The organism is Microbacterium cucumeris (assembly GCF_058349845.2).
The window spans coordinates 903,340-915,455 of record NZ_JBYRIZ020000001.1 but is presented as its reverse complement, the minus strand read 5'-3'; the positions used below and the strand labels follow the sequence as shown (position 1 = coordinate 915,455).

Annotated in this window: 11 protein-coding genes; 4 read left to right on the top strand and 7 right to left on the bottom strand. The window is 70.7% G+C overall.

Annotated features, from left to right (window positions below; translation table 11 throughout):
* Positions 1 to 2: 2 nt before the first annotated feature.
* A complete protein-coding gene (locus tag AC3RXZ_RS04560; protein ID WP_243224873.1) occupies positions 3 to 812 on the bottom strand; it encodes an RDD family protein in 810 nt (269 codons plus the stop codon).
* 16 nt (positions 813 to 828) lie between these two features.
* Here AC3RXZ_RS04560 and AC3RXZ_RS04555 point away from each other — a divergent pair, with 16 nt between their 5' ends.
* The gene (locus AC3RXZ_RS04555; RefSeq protein ID WP_243226157.1) at positions 829 to 1,824 is read left to right on the top strand and encodes a stage II sporulation protein M; all 996 of its coding nucleotides are present in this window, start codon (positions 829 to 831) and stop codon (positions 1,822 to 1,824) included.
* Positions 1,825 to 1,886: 62 nt separating this feature from the next.
* Here the strand turns inward: AC3RXZ_RS04555 and aqpZ are convergent, their stop codons facing one another.
* Positions 1,887 to 2,639, bottom strand: coding sequence for an aquaporin Z (gene aqpZ / locus AC3RXZ_RS04550; RefSeq protein ID WP_243224874.1), 753 nt, complete (start codon positions 2,637 to 2,639; stop codon positions 1,887 to 1,889).
* A 179-nt stretch (positions 2,640 to 2,818) separates the two neighbouring features.
* Between aqpZ and AC3RXZ_RS04545 the strand changes: the two genes are divergently transcribed.
* A complete protein-coding gene (locus tag AC3RXZ_RS04545) occupies positions 2,819 to 3,250 on the top strand; it encodes a Fur family transcriptional regulator (protein WP_243224875.1) in 432 nt (143 codons plus the stop codon).
* A gap of 28 nt (positions 3,251 to 3,278) precedes the next feature.
* Entirely contained in the window at positions 3,279 to 5,555 is a 2,277-nt protein-coding gene (gene katG, locus AC3RXZ_RS04540) for a catalase/peroxidase HPI (protein WP_491493277.1), read from the top strand.
* 154 nt (positions 5,556 to 5,709) lie between these two features.
* Here katG and AC3RXZ_RS04535 read toward each other — a convergent pair whose 3' ends face one another.
* From AC3RXZ_RS04535 to AC3RXZ_RS04515, 5 genes are read right to left on the bottom strand one after another with little or no spacing between them, the layout of a single operon-like run.
* On the bottom strand, positions 5,710 to 7,020 hold the full coding sequence (locus tag AC3RXZ_RS04535; protein WP_491493276.1) for a DUF58 domain-containing protein: 1,311 nt from the start codon (positions 7,018 to 7,020) through the stop codon (positions 5,710 to 5,712).
* Positions 7,021 to 7,995, bottom strand: a complete 975-nt coding sequence (locus AC3RXZ_RS04530; protein ID WP_243224877.1) for an AAA family ATPase — start codon at positions 7,993 to 7,995, stop codon at positions 7,021 to 7,023. It abuts the gene before it with no gap.
* Positions 7,996 to 8,029: 34 nt separating this feature from the next.
* Positions 8,030 to 9,226 (bottom strand): DUF4350 domain-containing protein, encoded by a 1,197-nt coding sequence (locus AC3RXZ_RS04525; protein WP_491493275.1) that lies wholly within the window; start codon positions 9,224 to 9,226, stop codon positions 8,030 to 8,032.
* Positions 9,223 to 9,861 carry a DUF4129 domain-containing protein gene (locus AC3RXZ_RS04520; RefSeq protein WP_491493274.1) on the bottom strand — a complete coding sequence of 213 codons (639 nt, stop codon included), beginning with the start codon at positions 9,859 to 9,861 and terminating at the stop codon, positions 9,223 to 9,225. The genes AC3RXZ_RS04525 and AC3RXZ_RS04520 overlap by 4 nt, the downstream gene beginning before the upstream one ends.
* Positions 9,858 to 11,258 (bottom strand): glycerophosphoryl diester phosphodiesterase membrane domain-containing protein, encoded by a 1,401-nt coding sequence (locus tag AC3RXZ_RS04515; protein WP_491493273.1) that lies wholly within the window; start codon positions 11,256 to 11,258, stop codon positions 9,858 to 9,860. The genes AC3RXZ_RS04520 and AC3RXZ_RS04515 overlap by 4 nt, the downstream gene beginning before the upstream one ends.
* 172 nt (positions 11,259 to 11,430) lie before the next feature.
* On the opposite strand from AC3RXZ_RS04515, the gene mtrA reads away from it, so the two are divergent.
* Positions 11,431 to 12,111 carry an MtrAB system response regulator MtrA gene (gene mtrA / locus AC3RXZ_RS04510; RefSeq protein ID WP_491493272.1) on the top strand — a complete coding sequence of 227 codons (681 nt, stop codon included), beginning with the start codon at positions 11,431 to 11,433 and terminating at the stop codon, positions 12,109 to 12,111.
* Positions 12,112 to 12,116 lie beyond the last annotated feature (5 nt).

Here is a 12,116-nt window from a genome sequence, read left to right as displayed (position 1 = left end):
GCTCAGGCGCCGATCGAGCGCCCGGACAGACGCTCGGCACGCTCATCGGCGATCTGCAGCGCACGCCGCTCCCGGCCGCGGCGGATCACGGTGATGGCCGCGAGCACCTGCTCCGCGGGGGCGATCGGACGAGGCGAGACGAAGGGCAGGGCCTCCGCGACGAGCTGATCCGCGATCCGCGCTCGCGCTTGGGGCATCATCTGCGGCGCGGTGCGCAGGAACTGCGAGATCCGCCGGGCGAGGCGATCCGGCAGGCGCGCCACGTCCGCGACCCCGGCCCATTCCGCGAGCATCGGAGGCAGAGCGGGCTCGTGCGGCACGAGCTTCGGCGTGCGCACGCGCTGGCTGTAGGTGCCGGCGACCAGATCGCCGAGGCGCTGGGACCGGGCCGTGAAGGCGCCGGTGAGCAACGCCACGGACCCGAAGGTCATGTAGATCTCCAGCACTCCCAGGAGGGCCCGGATGAACGCGTGACGGAATCCGGTCGCGCCGCCGTCCACGCGCACGATGCGCCCGCCCACGGCGAGCTTGCCGAGACTCCTGCCGCGCAGGGACACCTCCAGGGCGACCGGGACGACGACGAAGCAGACGACCATCGACGACACGTTGAGGATGCGATCGATCGCATCGTCGATGAGGCCGGCGTCGAGCATCCAGATCCGCAGGAACAGGAACAGCACGTACAGGCCGAACGACAGCGCCATGTCGATGAGGGCGCCCAGGACCCGCAGGAAGAAGCCGAGGGGCTGCACGTCGATCGCGACCGCCTCGCCGGACAGGACCTCTTCGCTCGCTTCGATGGGCGTGGACATGAGTACAGTTAATCAGGTGGATGCCGACGCCCTCAGCGATGCGCGCCGCACGGAGTGGGAGCGCCTCGACGAACTCAGCCGTGCGCGTCTCGACGACGGCGACCGTGTGGACGAGCTGATCGTCCGGTACCGCGCGGCATCCGCCGACCTCGCCGAACTGAAGACCTCCGTGGGGGAGTCCCCGCAGAGCGCGTACCTGTCCACGATCCTGGCGCGTGCCCGTCTGCGGCTCACCGGAGCAGGCGACAGCGTGCTCACGCAGATCACCCGCTTCTTCGTCGATCAGTTGCCTGCTGCGCTGTACCGCGTGCGCTGGACGACGCTCGTCATCGCGCTGGCGTTCATCGCGATCACCGTCGGGACGGCGGCCTGGATCTCGGCGGACCCGAGCCTGGTCGCGACCCTCGGGGAACCGGATTTCCTCGAGGCGTACGCCGAGGAAGAGTTCACCCAGTACTACACCGAGAACCCGGCCGCCGTGTTCGCCGGCATGGTCTGGACGAACAACGCCTGGCTCGCCGCCCAGTGCGTCCTGTTCGGCGTCACCGGCATCTGGCCGGTGTACATCCTCGTGCAGAACGCCGTCGGGCTCGGCGTCTCGGGAGCGGTGATGGCCGCGTACGACCGGGCGGACATCATGGTCCTGTACATCCTCCCGCACGGGATGCTGGAGATGACCTGCCTCTTCGTCGCCGGCGCCGCAGGGCTGCATGTCTTCTGGGCGTGGGTCGCCCCGGGGCATCGTTCGCGCGGCGAGGCGCTCGCACAGGAGGGACGGTCCCTGGCCACCGTGGCGATCGGCCTGGTCTTCGCGCTGCTGCTGTCCGGGCTGGTCGAGGGGTTCGTGACCGGTTGGTCGCTGCCGTGGCCGGTCAAGATCGGGATCGGCGCGGCCGCGCTCGCCGTGTTCCTCATCTATATGCTCGTCGTGGGCGGTCGCGCCCACCGCCGCGGTCAGACGGGCGACCTGCTCGAGTACGAGGCCGGCACGCCGCGACTGGTCGCCGGCTGACGGCCCCTCGACACGAGAACGCCCCCGCCGGCCGAGACCGACGAGGGCGTTCGCGAAGGGGATCAGATCTTCTTCGTGCCGTCGAACAGTGCCTTGTACGCGAAGCCCGCGATCAGGGCGCCGACGATGGGGAACACCAGGAACACCCACAGCTGCGAGAGCGGGCCGACACCGCCGTAGATCGCCGCGGCGATCGAGCGCGCCGGGTTCACCGAGGTGTTGTCGACCGGGATGCTGATGAGGTGGATGAGGGTCAGGGTGAGACCGATCGCCAGACCCGCGAACGGCGTGCCGCGCTTGGAGTGCGTGGTGCCGAGGATCACGAGGAGGAAGATCGCGGTCAGGATCACCTCGATGATGATCGCGGATCCGATGCCGAACCCGCCGGGGGAGTGCTCGTCGAACCCGTTGCTGGCGAACCCGGCGTCCTGTGCGCCGGTCAGCCAGCCTTCGGGGCCGAACTGCCCGATCAGGAACAGCAGCGTGCTGGCGACGACGCCGCCGACGATCTGCGCCACGATGTAGGGCAGCACGTCCTTCCAGCCGATACGTCCGGCCGCCGCTGCGCCCAGCGTGACCGCCGGGTTGAAGTGGCCGCCCGAGATCGGACCGAAGGCGTATGCGCCGACGACGACCGTGAGTCCGAACGCGAGCGCGACCGCGCTGTAGACGGCGGCGTTCGGCGCAGGCTCGGTGTAGAGGTTGGAGGCGAACAGCGCGGTGCCGACGCCGCCGAAGACGAGGAGGAGGGTGCCGAATCCTTCGGCGGCGAGCTTCGCGCCGAGGCTGGGCACAGCGGACGGTGAATCGCTCATTTCGGTGTCCTTTCGAGTGCGCCGGATCCGCTGACCCGGCGTGAACATGATTCCGCTGTTCACAGAGAACTTTCAGGAGGCGCGCCGGGGGTTCATCAGGGATTCCGCGCAGCGATATATCGGCGGAAGCCCGCGTGGCGAGGTTTCCTTGAATGATTCAAAACAAGTAGGATGGAGCCATGCCCCTCACCCGCACAGACGTCGACGGCGCCATCCGCGACGCCGGACTGCGCGTGACGGAATCGCGCCGCGCGGTCTTCGACGCGCTGCAGGAGCACCCGCACGCCAGTGCCGAGGACATCCACGCCGTCGTCCGGCAGCGCGTCGAGTCCACCAGCCTCCAGTCGGTGTACAACGCGCTCGGGGACTTCGCCGCCGCCGGACTCGTGCGCCGCATCGAGCCGGCCGGCCATCCGATGCTCTTCGAGCTGCGCGTCGACGACAACCACCATCACCTCGTCTGCACCCGCTGCGGCGCCGTCGAGGACGTCGACTGCGCCACCGGCCACGCGCCGTGCCTGGTGCCGAGCGATGCGCACGGCTACCGCGTCGCGGTGGCCGAGGTGACGTACTGGGGCCTGTGCGCCTCGTGCGCCGCCGACGAAACCTGAAACCTGCCCCCACACCGGAAGGACAACCATGACCGCTCACGACCAGGTGCCCGGTATCGGTGACGACGTCACCGGCATCGACCAGTCCAAGACCGTCATCGACGAGCCCGTCGAGGCCGACGAGGCGGGAACCTGCCCCGTCATCCACGCGCAGCCGCACCCGACCATGGGGTCCGCGAACCGCGTGTGGTGGCCCGAGCAGCTGAACCTCAAGATCCTCGCGAAGAACACGGCGGAGCGGAACCCGCTGGGCGTCGACTTCGACTACAAGGCCGCGTTCGAGGCGCTGGACCTGGATGCCGTGAAGAAGGACATCGAGGAGACCATCACCGTCTCGCAGGACTGGTGGCCCGCGGACTTCGGCCACTACGGACCCCTCATGATCCGCATGGCCTGGCACAGCGCGGGCACGTACCGCGTGACCGACGGACGCGGCGGCGGCGGAACCGGTCAGCAGCGTTTCGCGCCGCTGAACAGCTGGCCCGACAACGTCGGCCTCGACAAGGCGCGCCGCATCCTGTGGCCCGTCAAGAAGAAGTACGGGCGGTCGCTGAGCTGGGGCGATCTGATGATCCTCGCCGGCAACGTCGCGCTCGAATCGATGGGCTTCAAGACGTTCGGCTTCGCCGGCGGACGCATCGACGCCTGGGAGCCGGACGACGACGTGTACTGGGGTCCGGAGACCACCTGGCTCGGCGACGAGCGCTACTCCGGCGACCGCGACCTCGAGCGTCCGCTCGCGGCAGTGCAGATGGGACTGATCTACGTCAACCCGGAGGGCCCGAACGGCAACCCGGACCCGATCGCGTCGGCCCGCGACATCCGCGAGACGTTCTCGCGCATGGCGATGGACGACGAGGAGACCGTCGCGCTGATCGCCGGTGGCCACACCTTCGGCAAGACGCACGGAGCAGCCCCCGACTCCAACCTCGAGGACAACCCCGAGGCGGCCGGGCTGGAGCGCCAGGGCCTGGGTTGGAAGAACAACCACGGCACCGGCAAGGGCGACGACCAGATCACCAGCGGTCTCGAGGTCACGTGGACCTATCACCCGACCCGTTGGGACAACGAGTTCTTCCACATCCTGTACGCGTACGAGTGGGAGCTGTTCCAGAGCCCGGCTGGCGCGAACCAGTGGCGGCCGAAGAACGGCGGCGGCGCCGACATGGTTCCGCTGGCGCACTCGAACGGCCGTCGCGAGCCGCGCATGCTGACCAGCGACCTGGCACTGCGCTTCGACCCGATCTACGGACCGATCTCCGAGCGGTTCAAGGACGACCCGGATGCGTTCGCCGATGCGTTCGCCCGCGCCTGGTTCAAGCTCACGCACCGCGACATGGGGCCGCGCAGCCGCTACGTCGGCACCGAGGTTCCCGCCGAGGAGCTCATCTGGCAGGACAACGTCCCGGCCGTCGACCATGAGCTCATCTCCGACGCCGACGCCGCAGCGCTCAAGGCGAAGGTCCTGGAGTCCGGCCTGTCGGTCGCCGACCTCGTCTCGGTCACGTGGGCTGCGGCATCCACCTTCCGCGGCAGCGACAAGCGCGGCGGCGTCAACGGCGCCCGCATCCGGCTCGCCCCGCAGAAGGACTGGGAGGTCAACGACCCGCAGCGCCTGGCGCGCGTGCTGAACGTTCTCGAGGGCATCCGCTCCGAGTTCAACGCGGCGCAGACCGGTGACGTGCGCGTCTCGCTCGCCGATCTCATCGTGCTCGCGGGCAACGCCGCGGTCGAGAAGGCCGCGAAGGATGCCGGGGTCGACGCGGTCGTGCCGTTCCACGCCGGACGCACCGACGCCTCCCAGGAGCAGACCGACGTCGCGTCGTTCGCGTTCCTCGAGCCCGCCTCGGACGGCTTCCGCAACTACGTCTCGAAGGACGTGGCGGCGATCCCCGCCGAGCACCTGCTCATCGACAAGGCGAACCTGCTCACGCTGACCGCCCCGGAGCTCACCGTGCTCGTCGGCGGCCTCCGCGTGCTCGGCGCGAACTGGGACGGCTCGTCTTACGGCGTCTTCACCGACACCCCCGGCGTGCTCACGAACGACTTCTTCGTGAACCTGCTGGATCTCGGCACGACGTGGAAGCCGCTCGACCCGGGCTCGCATGCCTTCGAAGGCCGCAAGGAGGGCTCGGGCGAGCTCGTCGGCCGCGGCACCCGTGTCGACCTGCTGTTCGGCTCGAACTCCGAGCTGCGCGCGATCGCCGAGGTGTACGGCGCGGACGACGCCAAGGAGAAGTTCGTGCGCGACTTCATCGCCGCATGGGGCAAGGTCACCGAGCTCGACCGCTTCGACCTCGTCTGATCCGCTCGTACTCGGACGGCCCTCGCCTCACGGCGGGGGCCGTCCGCGTTTCCGGCGTGTTCGCCGCGTGGGGTCGTCGTGGATGCTGCGGGTCGCAACGCGGCGTCGATCGCGACCGGAGCGGTGCTCGTCGGGTCGGAAAGGAGACGGCTGTCTACAGCCTGCCGGCGGCCTTCAGTTCGAGGTAGCGATCGGCGATGCGCGGCGGCAGGCTCTCGGGATCGGCGGCGATCGCCTCTCCGCCCGCTCGGCGCACGGCGTCCGCGACGTTCTCGGCGTCCCGCAGCGTCCGCTCGGCAGCGGCGGCGAGGTATACCTCCTCCCGCGATCCGCGTCCCCGCGCGATCTCGGCGACCGACGTGTCGGTCACCGAACCGACGAGCACTGTCGTGGCGCGCCCGGGATTCGGGAAGGCGCCCAGGAAACCGCGCGCCGACTCCGCGGCATCCTGCGCGGTCAGCACGACGATCAGCGACGGCCGGGTCGTCAGGGACCGCAGCGACGCGAACGCCGCTGGCCAGTCCGTGTCGACCAGTCCCGCGTGCACGGGGGCCATGGCGTCGGTCATCGCGGGGAGCAGCGCTGCGCCGTCCACGCCGGTGACGCGTCCGCGCACGACCCGGTCGAACATCATCAGGTGCACGTGGTCGCCGGCCCGCGAGGCGAGCGCGCCGAGCAGCAGAGCGGCCTCGAGGGACGCCTCCAGACGCGTCCCGTCGCCGACGCGCGCGGCCGCGGTCCGTCCCGTGTCGATGAGGATGACGACGTGGCGATCCCGCTCCGGTCGCCACGTGCGCAGCATGGTGGTCCCGGCCCGCGCCGTGGCACGCCAGTCGATCGAGCGCACATCGTCGCCACGGACGTACTCGCGCAGCGAGTCGAACTCGGTTCCCTGTCCGCGGACCTGGATGCTGGTGTTGCCGTCGAGCTCCTTCAGCCGGGCGAGCCGGGACGGCAGGTGCTTGCGCGAAGTGAAGGCGGGGAGGACGCGGACAGCTCCGCGGACGTCGTGCCTCGCCTGCCGCCCGGCCAGGCCGAGCGGACCCACCGAGCGGATCATGACGAATTCGCTCACCAGCTCGCCTCGGCGGCGCGGATGCAGCGGGATCTCGACCCGGCGCCGCTCGCCGGACGGGATAACGAGGCGCTGCCGTCGAGCGTGGGCGCCGGCCGTGGGCTGCCAGGCGTCGCGGATCACGGCGTGCAGCGTCCGCGAACCGGTGTTGTGCAGCGCGACGCTGACGGGGACCGGCTCGTTCAGCCGCGCCCTGGCCGGAACGCGGCGGGTCACGACGACCGAGCGCGCCGACGCGGAGACGGCGACGTCGACGGCGATCAGAATCAGGCACAGCAGGACCCAGCCGCCGACCACGGCCCACGCCGGAGCCCCCGTCGTCGCGGACAGCGCGACGACGGGGAGGATCCCCGCAGCGACCAGCAGGGGGAGGCGGCCGGTGACGAACACCTAGATCGGAACCCGGGTCTGCTGCACGACCGCGGTGAGCACGGCATCCGCCGAGACGCCCTCCATCTCGGCATCCGGGCGCAGCTGCAGTCGATGACGCCAGACCGGGACGAGCATGGTCTGCACGTGGTCGGGAGTCACCGCGGTCGACCCGTTGAGCCAGGCCCAGGCCTTCGCGGCCGCGAGCAGGGCGGTCGACGCGCGCGGGCTCGCTCCGAGCTGGACCGAGGGCGACTGGCGACTCGCGCGGGCCAGGTCGACGACGTAGCCGAGGACGTCGTCCGTGACGTCGACGCGGGCGGCGGCGTCCTGGGCGGCGCGGATCTCCTCGGCGGTGACGACCGCCTGGACTCCTGTGAGCGCGCGCGGCGAGAATCCTCCGGCGTGCAGTCGCAGGACGTCCACCTCGGCATCCCGCTCCGGCATCGCGACGACGAGCTTCATGAGGAAGCGGTCCAGCTGCGCCTCGGGGAGGGAGTAGGTCCCCTCGTGCTCGATGGGGTTCTGCGTCGCGGCGACGAGGAACGGATCGGGCAGCGGACGGCTCACGCCGTCGGCCGAGATCTGCCGTTCCTCCATCGCCTCGAGCAGCGCGGCCTGGGTCTTCGGAGGCGTGCGGTTGATCTCGTCCGCGAGCAGCAGGTTCGTGAACACGGGACCCTCGCGGAATTCGAACTCGCCCGTGCGCGCGTCGTACACGAGGGAACCGGTCACGTCCCCGGGCATGAGGTCGGGCGTGAACTGCACGCGCTTGGTGTCCAGGCCCAGCGCGCGGGCGAACGAGCGCACCACGAGCGTCTTCGCGACCCCGGGCACGCCCTCAAGCAGGACGTGTCCTCGGGCGAGCAGCGAAACGAGCAGTCCGGTCACGGTGCCGGCCTGGCCGATCACGGCCTTGTCGACTTCCTGGCGCACGCGGTGCATGGCCTGGCGCAGAGCCGCGTCGTCCACGGCGGTCGTCGGTGGGGTGGTCATGGGTTCCCTTCCAGTGGCACGGAGGCGGAGCAGGTCACGATGCACCCCGTTCGGCGTGAACGGCGGCGTCGACCGAGGCCTCGAGGTCGGCGAGACGGCGCGCATCGTCGATCAGCGCATCGTCGGAGGTGGGCAGGGGGCCGGTGAGCAGCGCCTGCACAGCGGTCCGCGGGACGCGGAGGCGGTCCGCGGCGGCATCGGCGACCTCGGCGGCACCGGCGCGCTCGTGCAGGCCGAGCCGTCGCGCGAGCCTGCGCACCGTGCCGTCGCGCAGCGCAGCGCCGGCGTGCTCGGCATCCGCCGCCCTGGCTGTCAGGCGTGCTCGGCCGTGCATGGTCTCCGAGGCCCGCACGGTCACGGGCAGCGTCTCGGCGACCAGCGGTCCGAAGCGGCGTCCGCGCCACACGGCGGCCGCGGCGCCGGCCAGGATGAGCATGACGATCGCCGGCGTCACCCAGTCGGGGGTGAGGTCGCCGAGCGACGGATCGGTCTGCGCCTCCAGGTCGCTGTCCAGGAGCGACGGTACGTACCAGACGACGTGCCCGGTCTGCCCGAGCAGCGCGAGTCCCAGCGCGGCGTTGCCGTCCTCGGCGAGGTAGCCGTTCCCGAAGAGTCGGGAACCGTCGATCAGGACCGTGCGGGTGCCGCCGCTGTCGTCGACGAGGAGTGCGGCATTGCCGTCCGCATCCGGAAAGCAGCCGGTGACGCCGTCGGCCGGCACGAACAGCCGTCCGGGATGGATGGTGCCGATCTCCGCGAGCTCGGGGAGGTCGCAGGATGCCGTCACCGCCGCGGACGTGCTCGCGGTCGTCCCCTCGCCGAGGTGGAGCAGATCGAGGATGCGGGAGCTCGCGGACAGGAACACGATGCGGTTGGCGGGCTCGACGAGCGCGGCCACGGCCTCGTCGGACAGCGAGTACGGATCCGTCATCACCAGTGTCGTGTCGTCCCGGATCTCGGAGACGGCCTGAGTGCGGGAGCGCACGACGTCGACCTCGACGCCCTGGTCGCGCAGGATCTCAGCGAGCGCCAGGGTGCCGTGCTCTCCTGTGCCGTCCGGGTCGCCTCCGCCGCGGAACGGCACGGAGGCCGACTGCGACACGAGCAGGACGACGGACGCCGCGCCGATCACGAGGAGGACGACGATGATCCAGCCGATCCAGCGGCGCGCACGGCGCGGCGCAGCGGCCGCTGTGGAGGAGCCGTCGGGGCGGGCGACGGTGTCGGTCATGCCGTCACCGCCTCGGGATGCCGAGAGGTGAGGCGCTCGTCCAGGCCGGCGAGCTGCCGGTAGCGCTGCTCGGACGACGGATGCTCGAGATAGCGGACATCGTCGAAGGCCGCCGCCGCGTCGCTCAGCGCAGCGGCCTCGTCCGCGAAGACGCGGGCCGTGTCGCGGGCGATCGCCTGCGCCGTGGCGCCCGGAGCCGGGTCGATCAGGTCCCGTTCCAGCAGGTCGCGCGCGAGAGCGCGGAACCGCAGGATGGTCGCGGCATCCCAGTCGCCCGATCGGGCGGAGCGCTCGGCATCCGCGCGCAGCTGCGCGGCCGATCGATCGTCGCGATCCCCGAGCAGGTCGCGCCCGCGCCCGCGCACCGCGCGTGAGGCCCGCGGGCGCCCCCATACGATGAGCGCGGCGACCAGCGCGGCCACGATCACGATGCACACGATCACGAGGGCAAGTGGACCGACCTGACCGCCGCCTTCGGGGGTGAACAGATCGGTGAGGTAGCGGAGCACGTCACGCGCCAGCAGGTCGAACCAGGTGGGCTGCGCCTCGGCGTATCGCGGGTTGGAGAGTTCCTCCTCGGCCAGCCGGCGCGCTTCGTCCCCATCGGGGATGAAGTACTCCGAGAACAGGATCATGGCTGACCGCCGGGCGGAGCCCACGGACTGTCGGTCGGCGGCAGGGGGTGCGCGGGCGGTGCCGGAGCGGGAGGCGTCGGAGCGGGAGGTGCCGGTGCGGGCCATGCCGGTGCCGGAGGAGCAGCCTGCGCCGGTGCGGGTGCAGGTGCCGGTGCGGACGCGGGGCCCGGCCATGGGGCCGATCCCGGCGCCGGGGCGGGCGCACCGTACGGCTGCGGCGGCACCTGCCCGTACTGCTGCGGCGGGTAGGGCGCCTGCCCGTATCCGGGCGCCCAGCCGGACTGCATGCGGACGATGTCGGGGACCTGCGTCGGCGGGGGAGCGCTCGTGACGGCCCTCGTCGGGTCCACGGCGAACGGGTCGCCGAGCTGCTCGGGCGCCCAGCCGAGGTCACGGCGCTCGAGGAAGGCGATGAGGGACTGGTCGAGTCCCTCGTAGCGGTAGCGGCAGTCGATGTACACGAAGGCGGCCCCCGTGCCCTGCACGACGAGGGCGACGGCCTGGATCACCAGCACCAGGATCTGGGGAATCGCCGTGGCCAGGGTCGCCGCGATGATGATCGCTGCGGGGTCCTGCGCCCCGGTGGGGGACAGGACGGGCAGGAGCAGGCTCGACAGCAGGGACAGCGGGATGCTGACGAGCTGGGCGGCGAAGCCCATGATCAGGTTGATGAGGAACATCACGCCGAACGCGACCCAGAACCGGCCCCGGGTCAGACGCCAGCTGCGCACGAGCGCCTCCCGCAGTGTGGCGTGCTCGAACACGAGCACACTGGGGACGAGCAGCAGTTTGGTCCACAGCCACACGGCCAGCGGGATGCTGGCGAGGACGAGCAGCACGACGATGCCGATCCCGACGCCGATGAAGTCCCCGGACCCGCCGATCGCGCCGATGACCATCGCGGCGATGATGCCGCCGGCCACGGCGACGAGCCCGAGGGTGAACAGCATCTGCAGCAGGGCGAAGCCGACGAGGCGCCAGAACACCGGGCGCACCTGCGCCCAGAGCTGTCCCAGACGCGCCTTCTCGCCGACGGCCGCGTAGCGGACCTCGGCGGCGACGATGCCCTGGACGAGCGCCGTGAACCCGAGCGAGAGCAGACCGACGCAGAACGCGACCAGCCCGTTGATCGCGAGCGTCCCGATTAGCAGCGGCTCGAAGTCGGGGGAGCCTGGCGAGACGTTCTGCAGTCTCAGGATAGTGACGACGAGGACCGTGATCATGATGCCCGCGGCGATGAGTGCCATCACGAGCTGCATGACCACCGCGAACCCGAACACGACCTTCGGGTTGTGGCGCAGGACGGCGAACGCGCGTCCCAGCAGCATGCCGAACGTGAACGGATGCAGCGGCACGATGCCCCTCTTCGGGGCGGGTGTCCACATCTGTCCGCTCACGGCGCTCCCTCCGACGGTGCCGTTCCCATCGTGTCATACGGACGCGGGTGCTCAGCAGGCCGCCGTCCGGTTCCGTGATTCCCGGCGTGTCGTGAAGTACGCTGGGAAAATCTGCGGCCGTTCGGTGTGTTCCCGGCGGGCGCCCTGGGAAGAAAGTCGGAGCTGGGCACACATGACCTCACGCATCCTCGTTGTCGACGACGACACCGCACTCGCCGAGATGATCGGGATCGTGTTGCGCACCGAGGGCTTCGAGCCGGTCTTCTGCGCGGACGGCGCCCGGGCTGTCGAGGAGTGGCGCGCGCAGCGCCCGGATCTGATCCTGCTCGACCTCATGCTCCCCGGGATGGACGGCATCGAGATCTGCACGCGGATCCGCGCCGAATCCGGCATCCCGATCATCATGCTCACAGCCCGCAGCGACACCGCCGACGTCGTGCGGGGGCTCGAGGTCGGAGCGGACGACTACATCGTCAAGCCGTTCAATCCCAAGGAGCTCGTCGCCCGCATCCGCACGCGCCTGCGCCCGTCCACGCAGGCGGCGAGCGAAGTGCTGCGCATCGGCGACCTCGTCGTCGACGTGGACGCGCACGAGGTCCGCCGCGGCACGACGCCGATCGCCCTGACGCCGCTCGAGTTCCAGCTCCTCGTCGCCCTCGCCTCCCGCCCGCAGCAGGTGTTCTCCCGCGAGATGCTGCTCGAGCAGGTGTGGGGCTACCACTACAAGGCGGACACGCGCCTGGTGAACGTGCACGTCCAGCGTCTGCGCGCCAAGGTCGAGCTCGACCCGGACAACCCGAAGATCGTCATGACGGTGCGCGGAGTCGGCTATCGCGCCGGCAGCGTCGCCTAGGAGCC